The organism is Streptomyces sp. NBC_00989 (assembly GCF_045162655.1).
Classification (GTDB): Bacteria; Actinomycetota; Actinomycetes; order Streptomycetales; family Streptomycetaceae; genus Streptomyces.
Genome location: NZ_CP108728.1, coordinates 10,715,920 through 10,729,812, shown reverse-complemented (window position 1 = coordinate 10,729,812; position 13,893 = coordinate 10,715,920). Strand labels below are relative to the sequence as shown.

Sequence of the window (13,893 nt, the reverse complement as noted above, 5' to 3'; positions counted from 1 at the left end):
CAGGTCACGACACCTTCGACACCCTCGACAAGGAGTGCCCATGTCTCCACTCACGGCCGGATTCGCGCCGGCCCTCATGCCACGCGCCGAGGAGGGCGACACCCCGTCCTCCCGCTTCGACGACCACCTCGCCGCCCAGCTCCTCGGGCAGCGGATCGTCTTCCTCGGCACGCAGGTCGACGAGGTCTCCGCGAACCGGGTCTGCGCCCAGTTGCTGCTCCTGTCCGCGGAGGACCCGCGCACGGACATCAGCCTGTACATCAACAGCCCGGGCGGCTCGGTGACGGCGGGACTCGCGATCTACGACACGATGCAGCTGATCCCGAACGACGTCTCGACGCTGACGATGGGCTTCGCGGCGAGCATGGGCCAGTTCCTGCTCAGCGTCGGCACCCACGGCAAGCGCTACGCGCTCCCCCACGCGCGGGTCATGATGCACCAGCCGTCGGCGGGCATCGGCGGCACCACGGCCGACATCGAGATCCAGGCGGAGAACCTGGACCACACGAAGCGGACCATCGAACACCTCACAGCCCAGCACACCGGCCAGAGCGAGGAGACCATCCGCCGCGACGGCGACCGCGACCGCTGGTTCACGGCCGAACAGGCCAAGGAGTACGGCATGGTGGACCGGGTCGTCGCATCGCTGGACGACGTACGCCCGGCCGCCTCCAAGCGACGGATGGGGCTCTGACATGGGGACGTACACGATTCCGAACGTCGTCGAGCGGACCCCGAACGGCGAGCGTTCCTACGACGTGTTCAGCCGGCTGCTGTCCGAGCGGATCATCTTCCTCGGCACCGACATCGACGACGGCGTCGCCAACGTCGTCATCGCGCAACTCCTCCATCTGGAGTCGTCGTCGCCGGAGAGCGAGATCGCGATCTACATCAACTCGCCCGGCGGATCGTTCACTTCACTGATGGCGATCTACGACACGATGACGTACGTGCAGGCCCCGATCTCGACGTTCTGCGTCGGTCAGGCCGCGTCGACGGCGGCCGTGCTGCTGGCCGGCGGGGATCCCGGACGGCGGTTCGTCCTGGAGCACGCGCGCGTGCTGCTCGGCCAGCCGGCGACCGGCGGTCAGCGTGGCATGGTCTCCGATCTCGCCCTCCAGGCGAAGGAGATGGTGCGGATCCGCTCCCAGGTGGAGGAGGTGCTGTCCAGGCACACCCACCACGACATCGCCACGCTGCGCGCCGACATGGACCGCGACAAGGTGTTCACCGCGCACGAGGCCGTGGCGTACGGCCTGGCCGACGAGGTGGTCAGCCGACGCCTTGGCCCGCTCTGAGCGGCGCAGTCAGGCGGCGACCAGACTGAGCTGCCCGTTGTACGGCGAAGTGACCCTGCCCTGACGCCTGTTGCGATGCTGGCCGAGTTCGTCCTGGGCCAGCGACAGCAGGTCGCCGAGGTCGAGACCGAGGGCGTGGGCGGCGGCCGCGAGGACCTCCGAGGAGGCCTCCTTGCGGCCCCGCTCCACCTCCGAGAGATACGGCATGGAGATCCGGGCGGCGTCGGACACGTCCTTCAACGTGCGCTCCTGGGCGAGGCGTTCGCGTCGCAGGACGTCACCGACCAGGTCGCGCCACAGGGGTTCCTTGGGCGCGGGAACCTGTGGCTCCGGCAGGTGAGGGGCCGGCTCGTGCGGGCGCAGCGGAATCACGCGGGCTTGGTACGGCGCTTGGTTGCTCACCCCCTCAGACTAAAAGCCTTGGACGTGAGGGCAAGGGATCAGCATTCTGCCCTGGGGGGAATCGCCGATACGAAAGGGTGCCGGAACGGTGCTGCGCGACACGTTCGACTTGGTGGCCGAGCGCTACGACCGGGCCCGCCCCCGGTATCCCCGCCCCCTGGTCGACGAACTGGCCCGCACGGCGAACCTCGGCCCGGACAGCCGGGTCCTGGAGATCGCCTCGGGTACCGGTCAACTCACCGTCCCGCTCGCCGAGTTCGGCTGCCGGCTGACCGCCGTGGAACTGGGGCCGTCGCTCGCGGCGGTGGCCCGGCGCAATCTGGGCGCGTTCCCGCGTGTGGACGTGCAGGTCGCGGACTTCGAGGTGTGGGAGGTGCCGGACGAGCCGTTCGACCTGGTGGCGATCGCGACGGCGTACCACTGGTTCGATCCCGGGAGGTTCCTCGCGAAGGCGGCGTCCGCGCTGCGCCCCGGCGGACAGCTCGCGGTCGTCACCACGCACCATGTGGCGGGCGGCACCCAGGACTTCTTCGACCGGATGCAGCGCTGCTACGAACGCTGGGACCCGGCCACTCCGCCCGGCTTCCGGAGTCCCACCGAGGACGAAACGGCGACGGACACCGGGGAGTTCGCGGGCTCCGCGCACTTCGAGGACGTCACGGTGTGGCGCGGCGCGCAGGAGATCACGTACACGACGGACGAGTACCTCGACGTCGTACTCACGTACTCGGGCCATCTGGCGATGGACGAGCCCGCGAGCCAGGGCCTGCTGGCCTGTCTGCGGGAGCTGCTGGAGACGCGGCACGGCGGCCGGGTCACCAAGCGGTACCTGCACGAGCTGATCACGGCCACCCGGACCGGGGCGTGATCTCCTAGCGGTCCTCGCCGCTCAGGTACACCACGGCGCGCACCCGCTTGCCGACCGGTACCCGTTCGACGCTCACCTGCGCGGCCAGGGCGTGGACTATCTCCAGGCCGTGGCGGCCGATGCGCTCGGGGTCCCGGGCGAACAGCCGGGGCAGGGCGACACTGCTGTCGCAGACGGACACCGTCACCGAGGTGTCCGTGCCCTCCAGCTCCAGGATGTACGGGCCGTTGCTGTGCCGGTCCGCGTTGGTGACCAACTCGCTGACGACCAGGAGCAGTTCGCCGTCGGACTGGTCGTCGATCGTGGCGCACCACTCGGTTCTCAGCTGTTCGAGGAACTGGTGGGTGAAATGGCGGGCGGCGGAGATGCAGCCCGGTTCGCCGGTGTAGTGCGCCGCCCGCCGCAGCGGTTCCACGGGCACGTCGAAACGAGTCGGTATCACTACCCCGTCCCGGTGGTCGATCATGCGTGTCTCTCTCGGAAGGCGGCACTGCCGGTCGCTGTCGTACCAGTGCTCGTACCCAGCCCCACGCCCGGCAGTCCCCCCGATCAGAGTGACGATGAAATCGACCCCGGCGAAACCGGCGCGCTGAAGCTCGACGACGAGGTCGTGGTCGTGTCGGAGGCCAGCGATTCGGGTGGGGAGGACGAGGCCGAGGAGGCGGAGGAGGCGGCCGACGACTCCGTCGACGGCGGCTCGGAGGACGGGGAGTCCGGACTCGACGGGGACTCCGAGCTCGGCGACGAGGAGGACGGCGAGGACGGCGCGCTCGACGTCGGCGGGCACGGGCTGGTGGACGTGCCGGGCGTTCCCGGGGTTCCCGGCGTACCGGAGGACGCGGAGGCGCACGGCGACGGGGAGTCGGAGGACGGCGAGGTCGGCGGGGACACGGTCACCGAGGGGCTGGCCGGGTTCACCGGAGCCGGGGTCTTGTGGTCGTGCTTGCCCGTGTCGCCGTGGTGGCGGCCGAACCAGTGGTGGTTGTCGGGGTCGTAGATCACGAAGATGTTGATGATCTGGGGTGCGGGGGTGACCACGACGACGTTCTGCGGGCGGTACGAGGACCAGGTGTCGCCGGTGCGCTTCGGGGTGGTCTGCTGGGCGACGGGCGGCGACAGCGGGTTGCCGCAGGCGCAGCGGACGCGGGGCACGCCGTGGCCGTCGACGAGGACGGCGGTGCCGGCCTGGAGGACGGCCTGGTAGCTGGTGGCGGCGCCGTCGCGGTAGCCGTGGTTGGTGACACGGGTGTCCATGCGCAGTTGTACGGGGGTGAGCGAGCGCAGGTAGGCGGGGACTCCGGCGGGCTGGACGCCGACGACGGACGCGAACGCCGCGTTCTTGGCGGGGGCCGCATGGAGGGCCTTGATCTGCTTCTCCACGTCACAGCTGGAGACGTTCTGGGTGCCGCCGTAGAGGCCGGGGGCGCCGCCGTCGACGCCGCGTACCGCGTTCACCGGTTCCGAGGCGGTGGGTGAGGCGGAGACGGGCGGGGCGGAGCTCTCGGTCGCGGTGGACTCCGTGAACGGGTCCGGGCCGGTCTTGGCCGCGGACTGGAGAAAGACCTCGCCCTTGCTCGCGGTGTTGCCCGAACCGCCGTCGGAGCGGGTGAAGACGAGGCCCAGAACCACGGCGGCCACCACGACAGCCGTGAGGATCGCGACGCGCGGCACCGACTTCCACCAGGGACGGTGCGGCTCCGGCGCTCCCGCACCGCCGCCGCCCGTGGGCTGCGAGGGCGGGCCCGAAGGCGGCTGGGAGGGTCCCGACAGCGGGCCGGAGGGCGGTCCGGTGGGGCGGCCTGAAGACGGAGGTTCGACGCTCACGAGCTCTTCTTCCCGACGCGGCTCAGGCGGCATTTCAGATGATTCATGCCGCTTCATCCACAACGAACCCATTGTGTGCTCCGGTCCCGGTCCCCTCGCAAGCCGACGCGGACGGCCCTCCCGGCGGGCGCGCTCCCCGGCCGCTGCTTAGCGTGGCCGTGTGATCCCCCGAACCCCCTCTGACCAGGCAGTAGCCCGCCACGGCTGGATCCAGGCGCTCGGCACGGTGCTGGCCGGACTGCTCGGCATGGGCCTGGTGTCCGCGCTGGGCCTGTGGGCGGCGGGCGCGACAGACCTCCCGGACGGCGCGTTCCCCCGGGTCGTCACGGCCACGGTGGTGACGGCCGTGGGCGGCACCGTCAAACTCACCAGCAACGCGGGCGACCTGGCCGACACCAAGGCAGGCCTGACCGTCATCCCCCTCTCGGTCACCCTGACCGGCGCCCTGATGACCGCGGCGGGTTTCCTACGGCCCCTGCGGCACCGCGCGGTCGCCTCGGGGACGGAACTGGCCGGCTGGGCCGCCCGCATCGCCGTCCTGTGGCTGCTCGCCCTGATCGGACTGGCCCTGGGCGCGCGCCAGAAGTTCTCGGTCTCCCTGGGCACCGGAACCCTCGGCGACATCGGCGACCTGCTCGGCGCGTCCCCCGAGGTCGGCTTCGAGGCGGACCTGCCGCAGACGGTCCTGTTCGGCCTGCTGTGGCTGGCAGGGGTACTGCTGCTGGCTCTCCTGGTCTCCCCCGGCGCCCCGCTCCCCGCCCGCCTCCTCCGCTTCCACGCGTCGGTACGCCCGGCCGCGTTCGCCGTGGTGGCCCTGCTCCTCGTCTACGTGGCACTCGGCGTCGTCCTGGCTCTCGTCGTGGCGGCGACACGCGGCTACGCCGCCCAGACCTTCGCCCTGATCCTCCTGGGCATGCCGAACCTGGTCTGGCTGGCCCTCACGATCGGCCTGGGCGCCACCTGGAACGGCCGGGTGGACGGTCCCTTCGGCCTCCCCGTCCCCCGCCTCCTGAACGACGTCCTGCGCACCCCGGACGTCTCCACCCTGAACCTGCGCTCACTGGCCGCCCACGACAGCGGCGTGTGGTGGCTCCTGGCCGTGAACGCGGTCCTGCTCCTGTCCGCCGCGTTCCTGATGGCCGCCCGCTCCCCGGCCCGCGTACGCGCCCGGCAGCACGCCGTCCACCTGGCGATCGCCTTCGCCGTCGCGGTCCTCATGATCTGCCTCGTCGGACGCGTCTCCGCCCACTACGGCCTCTCCCTCCTGGGCATCGGAGACGTGGGCGGCGGCCTGTCCGGAGACCTGTTCCTGAAGCCGGAGTTGTGGTCGGCGGTGGGTCTGGCCGCGCTGTGGGGTCTGGTCGCGGGTTTCCTCGGCGCCCTCCTCGCAAGGCGGGTCCACCGACGGGGCGAGGTCGAAATTCCCAAGCAGCCCCAGCACCGGCCATGAGAGGGTGCGCCCACCCGAGGGAAGGACACCCATGGCATTGCCTCTCGAAGACCGCCTGGCCATCAGGGAGTTGATCGAACTGCACGGCCACCTGGTCGACGAGGGCCAACTCGACCGCACCGCCGAAGTGTTCACCCCGGACGTCGAGTACGACCTCACCGACCTCGACCAGGGCACACTCACGGGCCTCACCCAACTCACAGAAGCGTCCCTCGCGTTGGGCGCCGCGAACCCTGTCGCCCATCACGTCACCAACGTGGTGGTGGAGGAACTGCCGGACGGGCAGATCCGGGCCCGCTCGAAGGCGCTGGGCATCAGGGCGGACGGCTCGTGCGGATCGGTGACCTATGTGGACACGGTGGTGCGAGTGGAGGCGGGCTGGCGGATCTCGCGACGGAGGCTGGAGGCGCGGCGGGTGCCTTTGAACGGCGCGGGTCAGACCTGATGCCGCCAACCACAGCGCGCCCTGAAGGGGCGCGGGGCTGTGTCGATTTGCGGCTCTGCCGCGTGGGCGCGACCAGCCACGACGAACCCGCAGCCACAACACATCAGCCACGCCCCCTGAACACCGGCTCCGCCCACCCCGGCGGCGCAGGAGGCCGCTCGTCGCTGCCCCGGGCCACCCGCCGGTCCACTTCGGTGGACGCGTGCCCGGACTCACCACCGCGCAACTCCGTGACAAACGCGAGGCAGGACTCGTACCGATCATCAGGATTCTTCGCCAACGCCTTCGCGAAGACCCCGTCGACATGCCCCGGCAGATCGGACCGAACCTCGCTGATCGCCGGAGGCAGGTCGTACTGGTGCGCCCACAACAGAGCCATGTCGTCGTCCCGCCGAAACGGCGGCCGCCCCGCAAGGGTCTCGTAGACGACGCACGCCAGCCCGTACACATCGCACCGCCCATCGACCGGCCGCCCCGAGATCTGCTCGGGAGCCACATAGTCGAGCGTGCCGACGAACTGCCCCACGGTCGTGAACCCGGTGAGTGACAGCGACTTCTTCGTCAGACCGAAGTCCGTGAGGTACACGTGCTCGGGATGGTCGCTGTCGGTCCCGCGGGCCACGAGGATGTTCCCGGGCTTCACATCCCGGTGGACGAGCCCGTGTTCGTGGGCCGCGTCCAGCGCGGACGCGACCTGCGTGGCGATGCGCGCCGCCGTCGGGAGCGCCAACGGGCCTTCCCGGTCCAGGAGATGGCGCAGGTCGCTGCCGGAGACGTAGCGCATCGCGATGTACAGGACGCCGTCCGTCTCGCCCGCCTCGAAGACGGGGACGATGTGCGGGTGGTCGATCGCGGCGGCGACCCGGGACTCGTGGGTGAAGCGTTTGCGGAAGGTGTCGTTGCGGGCGAGTTCGGGGGCGAGGAGCTTGAGGGCGACCGTGCGGTCGAGGCGTAGGTCGTGGGCGCGGTAGACGACGGCCATGCCGCCGCGGCCGATCTCGTCCTCGATGCGGTAGCCGGCGATCTGCTGCCCGATCAGTTCGGAGGGGCGGCCGGAGAAGAGGCTCGCGTCACGGGCCATCGGGGCTCACGACCTGGGTGGGGGCGTGCCCGGGGTCGGCCGGTTCGGCGTGGGGTCCGTCGTCCGAGGCGTAGGTGCTGAGGCGGGTGCCGTCGCCGTAGACCCAGCGTTCGTGGTCGGAGTCGTAGAGCCAGACGGATTCGCCGTCGACGACCACGCCGATCCGCAGGCCCTTGGTGCGGGCCTGGAACGTGGCGCCGTCGAGGCCGCCGCCCGCGAGGTCCTCGACGGCGCTGCGGTAGCGGGCGAGTGCCTGTTCGGCGCGGGCGAGCAGGGGGCGTGGGTCGGCGGTGCGGGTGAGGGGGCCGCCGGCCGCCGGCGGGTCCTGGGAGACGGAGATCAGGTGGCGGCCGTCGACCCACGCGGACCAGCCGTTGGAGCACAGGGCGTGGGCCCAGTCGCCGCGGCGTTCGAGGAGCTGGACCGGGAGCAGCGCGTCGAGCGGGACGGTGGGGCGGGCGGGGTCCGGGGCCTCCCAGGCGGGCATCCCGTGCTCGGGGACGACATGCGTGGGCCGGAAGCCGGGGCTCGGGGTCGTCATCTCGGCGGCCCCTACTTCCGCATCACGGCGGGTTCGTGCCGCCGCAGCAGCCGGGACACGAGGAAGCCGAAGAGCACCGACAGCACGACCAGCATGCCCATGTTGAGCAGCCACACCCCGGCCGAGTGCCGGAACATCGGATCGCCGGTCAGCTCGCCCGGCACGATCCGGGCCAGCCCGATGGTGCCGGCCATCCCGCCGAGCGCCCACCGGGAGGGAACGAGCCAGGACAGCTGTTCCAGGCCGGGTACGCCGTTCAGCTTCAACAGGGCGCCGCAGAACACCACTTGGACGATGGCGAGCAGCACGAGCAGCGGCATCGTCACCTCCTCCTTGCGCACCGTCGCGGAGACCAGCAGCCCGAGCATCATCGCGGTGAAGGCCAACAGGGCGACGGCCACCGTGATTTCGATCAGGGGCGGCATCAACACCCCTTTGCCTCCGGGCGCGTTGAGGTCGACGCCGAACAGTCCGACCAGCGTGAGCACCACGGCCTGCGCCACGGTGATCGCGCCCAGGACGACGACCTTGGAGAGCAGATACGCCGATCTGGACAGGCCGACGGCTCTCTCGCGCCGGTAGATCGCGCGTTCCTTGACGAGTTCGCGCACGGCGTTGGCCGCGCCGGTGAGCACACCGCCGACACACAGGATGAGCAGCGCGTTCATCGCCGTCTCCCGGGTCAGTTCGCTCCCGGCGAGGGCGCGGGCCATCGCGCCCATGACGAACGGCAACGCGATCATGATGACGAGGAAGGTCCGGTCGGCGGCGAGGGCCGCGGTGTAACGGCGGACCAGGGTGCCGAGTTGTGCGCTACGGCTGCGGGGCCGGGGTGGTGGTGCCACGGCGACCGGGGCGGAGCCGAGCAGGTGGGGCTGCGCGGTCGAGTTGGCGATGTACTGGCGTTGGAAGGGCGAGCCCCTGAACTCCCCTGCCCAGTCCCGGTCTTGATCCCGTTCGAACGCCTCGAAGGCCTCCGGCCAGTGCTCGAAGCCGAAGAAGGTGAGGGCGTCGTCGGGCGGCCCGTAGTAGGCGACCTTGCCGCCGGGCGCGAGCACCAGGAGCCGGTCGCAGACGTCGAGGCTGAGGACGCTGTGGGTGACGACGATGACGGTACGGCCGTCGTCGGCGAGGCCGCGCAGCATGTGCATCACCGAGCGGTCCATGCCCGGGTCGAGTCCTGAGGTCGGCTCGTCGAGGAAGAGCAGCGAGGGCTTGGTCAGCAGTTCCAGGGCCACGCTGACACGCTTGCGCTGGCCGCCGGAGAGGCTGTGCACGGGCTGCGCCGCGCGCTGTTCGAGGCCGAGTTCGCGGATGACCTCGTCGACCCTGGCCCGCCGCTCGGCCTTGGCGGTGTCCTGGGGGAAGCGGAGTTCGGCCGCGTAGGACAGGGCGCTGTGCACGGTCAGTTGGGCATGCAGGATGTCGTCCTGCGGGACCAGGCCGATGCGCTGGCGCAGTTCGGCGTAGTCGCGGTAGAGGTCGCGGCCGTCGTAGAGGACGGTGCCGCGGTCGGCGGGGCGCTGGCCGGTGAGCGCGTTGAGCAGGGTGGACTTGCCCGCGCCGCTGGGTCCGACGACGGCGAGCAGACATTTCTCGCCGACCGGGAACGACACCTGGTCGAGAAGCACCTTGCGGCCCCGGTCGACAGCGACGGTGAGGTCCTGTACGTCGAGCGAGACCTCGCCCGTGTCGACGTACTCCTGCAACTGGTCGCCGACGAGACAGAACGCGGAGTGCCCGATGCCGACGATGTCCCCCGGCCCGATCGGGGCGCGGGCGACGGGCTGGCCGTTGAGGTAGGTGCCGTTGTGGCTGCCGAGGTCGACGATCTCGTACGTCCCGTCCGGCATGGCGCGCAGTTCGGCGTGGCGGCGGGAGACGATCAGGTCGTCGACGACGAGGTCGTTGTCGCCGGCCCGGCCGATGCGGACGGTACGGCTGGGCAGCGGCCGTACGGTGGTGGGCTGCCGGAAGGTGCCGGTGAGGGCGGGCATGGACACGGCCGAGGGGCGTTCCGGGGCCGGGGCGGGACGGTCGGCGAGGACGACGCGGGGGCCGTCGGCCGGATTGCCGAAGCGGATCACGCTGCCGGGGCCGACGTCCCGGGCCTGGACGCGGCGGCCGTCGGCGAAGGTGCCGTTCGTGCTGTGCTCGTCCTCCAGCGTCCAGTGGCCGGCGTCGGGCCGCAGGACCGCGTGGTGCCAGGAGACCCGGGCGTCGTCGATGACGATGTCGCTCAGCGGATCGCGGCCCACGTGGTAGTCGCGGCCCGGGGTCATGACCGTGGAGCCCGATTCCGTCTCCAGGAGGAGTTCGGGCGCGGTCGGCGCGTTCGGCCGCTCTGACATAACCCGAATTCTACCGATTCGTTCACCTGTGCGCCCGGCCAGCGGTCAGGGGCACGCGATGGCCGACACGAGTCAGGCGACGGGGACGACCAGTGCCGGAACGGTCCGCTGCATCCGGAGGGCGTCGACCGATTCGGCGAGCAGCTCGTACTCGGTCGTCTCGTCGCTGACGGCGATCTGCACCAGTCGCCCGGCCGCCAACTCGTAGGCGACCTGCTCCTGTTGGCCGACGTCACGCGACCAGGTGCGTAACGCCCGGGGTACGTCGGGGGCCGTGTCGGAAACCGGTACCAGGGCACCCCGGGGGAAGCGCGGGTTCTCCGGTTGCGGGTCGAGCCGGTCGGCCATCCACACCGCGCGGTCCCGTAACCACCACAAGGCGAGTGCCAGGGTCGGCGCACGGTAGGTTCCCAGAGGCACCCCGACGCGCTGTCCGTCGCAGGTACCGTACGCGGTGACATGGCACAGGAATTCGTCGTGCACGATCACTCCCCCGTCGCGTGTCTCGATTGCCGGTCGGGCCTCGCTTTCCATGCGGCTCTGATGGCGGCTCGGGTGGCTCAGAAGGTGCGCACGACGGCGGATTTGCCTCGTGCGGTTATGCCCTGGCAGTTGTGAAGTTATGCCCTAGCAGACGAGTATGTTCACTCCCGAAACACTGTCACCACGACTTTTTAGCCACTCTCTTGGCATATTCACAGCCTCCGTTGGCCGAAAAACATCGGAGCCCGTTGTGCGGTGTTCTCCCGCCGTCATTACCCGAGGGGTAATCGACGCTTCCCGCACGCTCCGGCAGGGTGGAGTCACCGGGTCGGCAGACATCGGGATCCGGTCCCTGACCAGTACGAACGACCTCGCTGGAGGCTGATTCACCATGTCCGTGAACACCGACCGATACGAGAGTGCCGTCGCCCGTTACTTCGAGGCCTGGAACGCGGGCGATCCGGAGGCGCTGGCGAAGGCCGTCGCCGCCGCCTGGTCCGTCGAGGGTACGTACACCGACCCGCTGGCGGCAGTCACCGGACACACGGAGATCGCGGGGCTGATCGCCGGGGCGCACGAGCAGTTCCCGGGGTTCGCCTTCCGTCCGCTGGGCGCCGTCGACGGACATCACAACACCGCGCGTTTCGCTTGGGAGTTGGTGAGCGAGGCCGACGGCTCGGCGCCCGTCGCCGGGTTCGACGTGATCACGCTGGACGGGGACGGTCGTATCCGCTCCGTGCTCGGTTTCCTCGACCGGGTGCCCGCCGGGGCCTGAGGGCCGGCGTCCGCGATGAGTTCTCCCGCTCGGGATGGTCTCTTCTACGGCAGGCCACCCCGAGCGGAGGACGCATCATGAGCACCGGCACCCCGTTGAACGAGGAATTCACCGCCGAATTGATCAAAAGCCCGAACGACGGCGGCTGGACCTATCTCGTCTGGCCCGGGTCCGTCGCATTCTTCGGCACCCGCGGCCTGGTGAAGGTCCGCGGCACTATCGACGGACGCCCTTTCCGCAGTTCCTTCATGGCCCTCGGCGACGGCACCCACAAACTCCCCGTGAACGCCGATCTTCGAAAGGCCATCGGCAAAGGCGAGGGCGACCAGGTCACCGTGCGGCTCGAAGAACGACTCAGCTCCTAGTCAGGGCCTCTTCGCGGTATCGCCTCGGCGCCACCCCGACCGCCCGTTTGAAGGCGTTGCTGAAGGCGCTCTCGGAGGTGTAGCCGACGGAACGGGCGAGCGCGCCGACCGGGGCGGTGTCCTGCCGCAGGGCCCGGGCGGCAAGACTCATGCGCCAGTTGAGCAGGTACGTCAGGGGCGGCACGCCGGCCGCCTCCTTGAACCGAACGGCGAACGTGGTGCGGGACATCGCGGCCGCCCGGGCCAGCTCCTCCAGCTGCCAGGGGTGGGCCGGGTCGCCGTGCATCAGGCGCAGCGCGGGGGCGAGCCGTTCGTCGGCGAGGGCGCGCAGCCAGCCGGGCGGCAGGCCGTCCGAGTCGGTCAGGCAGACCCGCAGCACCTGCACGAACATCAGCTGCGCGAGCTGTGCCGAGACGAACTCGACCCCGGCCCGGCGCGTGCGCATCTCGGCCGCCAACTGCCCGATGAGCCACCGCAGTACATCGGCCTCGGGCGAGTCGGCCCGTACGTGCACGAGTTCCGGCAGTGCCCGCCGCAGCAGGTCGCCGCGGTCCCGGCTCAGGTCGATGTGCCCGGACACGCAGGCGACGTCCACCGCGTCGCCCTGCCCGAGCCGGCCCATCCGGGTCACCGGGTCCATGACGACGTCCGCGGAGTCGGTCGGTTCGACGCCGGGCCGGCTGCACAGCGTGTACGGCTTGCCGCCGTCGGAGATCACGACGTCCCCCTCGGCCAGCGGCAGCGGTTCACCGCCGTCCCGGACCAGCAGACAGCCGCCCCGCACCACGGCGTTCACCTTCAGCCGGTCGCGTCCGCGCAGCTGGATGGCCCAGTCGCCGCCGGCCGTGAACCCGCCGGAGAACACGCTGCGGGCGTCGGCGACGGCGAGGGCGTCGGACAGGGGATCCACGGTCATGCTCGAACTATCACGCAAGTTATGCGGACTCTCAAGTATTCATCGTACGGATCCGTCGACCTACGGTGGTCTCAACAGCACAGGCTGATGAGGAGAGAGCAGACATGACCAGCACCGCACAGCAGCCCCTGAATTCCGGCTTCGACGCCGCGTCCACCGCCGAGGAGGTGATCAAGGGCATCGACCTCACCGGCAAGGTCGCGATCGTCACCGGCGGCTACTCCGGCATCGGCCTGGAGACGGCCCGCGTGCTGCACGGCGCCGGCGCGCAGATCGTCGTACCGGCGAGGGACGTGGAGCGGGCCCGGGCGGCCGTCAAGGACATCCCCGGGACCGAGGTCGAGCACATGGACCTGCTGGACCCGGCGTCCGTCGACGCCTTCGCGGAGAAGTTCCTGGCCTCCGGGCGTCCGCTGCACCTTCTGGTGAACAACGCCGGGATCATGGCGACCCCGCTGGCGCGGGACGCGCGTGGCTATGAGGCGCAGTTCGCCGCCAACCACCTCGGGCACTTCCAGCTGACCACCCGGCTGTGGCCGGCGCTGGTCGCGGCGAACGGCGCGCGGGTCGTGGTGCTGTCGTCGCGGGGCATCCGCTTCGCCGGCGTCGACTTCGACGACCTGCACTTCGAGCACCGGACCTACGAGCCGTTCCTCGCCTACGGCCAGTCGAAGACGGCCAACGCCCTGTTCGCCGTGGAGGTGGACCGGCGCGGGCAGGCGCAGGGCATCCGGGCGTTCGCCGTGCACCCGGGCCTGATCGTCGACACCGGCCTGGTCAAGCACATCGACCCGGCGATGCTCCAGGCCGCGGGTGCGCTCGACGGAGAGGGCAAGCCGATCCGTGACCCCGAGCGCCAGATGAAGACCGTGCAGCAGGGCGCGGCCACCAGCGTCTGGTGCGCGACCAGCCCGCAGCTCGACGGTCTCGGCGGGGTCTACTGCGAGAACGTCGACATCAGCCCGCTGGTGGCCCCCGAGAACGAGGCCGCCTGGGCCGGCGGGGACACCACCCCTGGGGTGCTGTCCCGCGCCGTGGACCCGGAGGCGGCGGCCCGTCTCTGGGAGGTCAGCGAACGGCTCACGGCCTGACGG

General features: G+C 70.7%; 16 protein-coding genes. 8 read left to right on the top strand and 8 right to left on the bottom strand.

The features are described 5' to 3' along the window. Positions 1-40 precede the first annotated feature (40 nt). Positions 41-694: a ClpP family protease gene (locus OG714_RS48365; protein ID WP_406130857.1), complete on the top strand. Its 654-nt coding sequence runs from the start codon at positions 41-43 to the stop codon at positions 692-694. Position 695: 1 nt separating this feature from the next. After that, positions 696-1,298, top strand: a complete 603-nt coding sequence (locus OG714_RS48360) for a ClpP family protease (protein ID WP_406130856.1) — start codon at positions 696-698, stop codon at positions 1,296-1,298. A gap of 9 nt (positions 1,299-1,307) precedes the next feature. Here OG714_RS48360 and OG714_RS48355 read toward each other — a convergent pair whose 3' ends face one another. Next, a complete protein-coding gene (locus tag OG714_RS48355) occupies positions 1,308-1,700 on the bottom strand; it encodes a helix-turn-helix domain-containing protein (RefSeq protein ID WP_406130855.1) in 393 nt (130 codons plus the stop codon). An 88-nt stretch (positions 1,701-1,788) separates the two neighbouring features. Here OG714_RS48355 and OG714_RS48350 point away from each other — a divergent pair, with 88 nt between their 5' ends. After that, positions 1,789-2,568 carry a class I SAM-dependent methyltransferase gene (locus OG714_RS48350; protein ID WP_406130854.1) on the top strand — a complete coding sequence of 260 codons (780 nt, stop codon included), beginning with the start codon at positions 1,789-1,791 and terminating at the stop codon, positions 2,566-2,568. Between the two features lie 4 nt (positions 2,569-2,572). Here the strand turns inward: OG714_RS48350 and OG714_RS48345 are convergent, their stop codons facing one another. Together OG714_RS48345 and OG714_RS48340 are read right to left on the bottom strand one after the other, a co-directional pair. Next, on the bottom strand, positions 2,573-3,034 hold the full coding sequence (locus tag OG714_RS48345; protein ID WP_033280762.1) for an ATP-binding protein: 462 nt from the start codon (positions 3,032-3,034) through the stop codon (positions 2,573-2,575). An 83-nt stretch (positions 3,035-3,117) separates the two neighbouring features. Beyond that, entirely contained in the window at positions 3,118-4,392 is a 1,275-nt protein-coding gene (locus OG714_RS48340; RefSeq protein WP_406130853.1) for a DUF6777 domain-containing protein, read from the bottom strand. 160 nt (positions 4,393-4,552) lie between these two features. Here OG714_RS48340 and OG714_RS48335 point away from each other — a divergent pair, with 160 nt between their 5' ends. Next, positions 4,553-5,842: a streptophobe family protein gene (locus tag OG714_RS48335; RefSeq protein ID WP_406130852.1), complete on the top strand. Its 1,290-nt coding sequence runs from the start codon at positions 4,553-4,555 to the stop codon at positions 5,840-5,842. Between the two features lie 31 nt (positions 5,843-5,873). Then, positions 5,874-6,287 (top strand): nuclear transport factor 2 family protein, encoded by a 414-nt coding sequence (locus OG714_RS48330; RefSeq protein ID WP_406130851.1) that lies wholly within the window; start codon positions 5,874-5,876, stop codon positions 6,285-6,287. A gap of 103 nt (positions 6,288-6,390) precedes the next feature. Here the strand turns inward: OG714_RS48330 and OG714_RS48325 are convergent, their stop codons facing one another. The 4 genes from OG714_RS48325 to OG714_RS48310 form a co-directional block, all read right to left on the bottom strand. Beyond that, the gene (locus tag OG714_RS48325) at positions 6,391-7,368 is read right to left on the bottom strand and encodes a serine/threonine-protein kinase (RefSeq protein ID WP_406130850.1); all 978 of its coding nucleotides are present in this window, start codon (positions 7,366-7,368) and stop codon (positions 6,391-6,393) included. Further along, positions 7,358-7,909: a hypothetical protein gene (locus OG714_RS48320; protein ID WP_406130849.1), complete on the bottom strand. Its 552-nt coding sequence runs from the start codon at positions 7,907-7,909 to the stop codon at positions 7,358-7,360. Before OG714_RS48320 ends, OG714_RS48325 begins: the two co-directional genes overlap by 11 nt. A gap of 11 nt (positions 7,910-7,920) precedes the next feature. Next, positions 7,921-10,260: an FHA domain-containing protein gene (locus OG714_RS48315; RefSeq protein ID WP_406130848.1), complete on the bottom strand. Its 2,340-nt coding sequence runs from the start codon at positions 10,258-10,260 to the stop codon at positions 7,921-7,923. A gap of 72 nt (positions 10,261-10,332) precedes the next feature. Then, positions 10,333-10,743: a hypothetical protein gene (locus OG714_RS48310; RefSeq protein WP_406130847.1), complete on the bottom strand. Its 411-nt coding sequence runs from the start codon at positions 10,741-10,743 to the stop codon at positions 10,333-10,335. Between the two features lie 391 nt (positions 10,744-11,134). Here OG714_RS48310 and OG714_RS48305 point away from each other — a divergent pair, with 391 nt between their 5' ends. Both OG714_RS48305 and OG714_RS48300 read left to right on the top strand, forming a co-directional pair. After that, a complete protein-coding gene (locus tag OG714_RS48305; RefSeq protein ID WP_406130846.1) occupies positions 11,135-11,518 on the top strand; it encodes a nuclear transport factor 2 family protein in 384 nt (127 codons plus the stop codon). A gap of 77 nt (positions 11,519-11,595) precedes the next feature. After that, entirely contained in the window at positions 11,596-11,883 is a 288-nt protein-coding gene (locus OG714_RS48300) for a DUF1905 domain-containing protein (protein WP_406130845.1), read from the top strand. On the opposite strand, the gene OG714_RS48295 is transcribed toward OG714_RS48300, so the two are convergent. Further along, positions 11,873-12,799 (bottom strand): AraC family transcriptional regulator, encoded by a 927-nt coding sequence (locus OG714_RS48295; RefSeq protein ID WP_406130844.1) that lies wholly within the window; start codon positions 12,797-12,799, stop codon positions 11,873-11,875. The two genes, OG714_RS48300 and OG714_RS48295, sit on opposite strands and share 11 nt — an antisense overlap. A gap of 104 nt (positions 12,800-12,903) precedes the next feature. Here OG714_RS48295 and OG714_RS48290 point away from each other — a divergent pair, with 104 nt between their 5' ends. After that, positions 12,904-13,890, top strand: a complete 987-nt coding sequence (locus tag OG714_RS48290; RefSeq protein WP_406130843.1) for an oxidoreductase — start codon at positions 12,904-12,906, stop codon at positions 13,888-13,890. Positions 13,891-13,893: the final 3 nt, after the last annotated feature.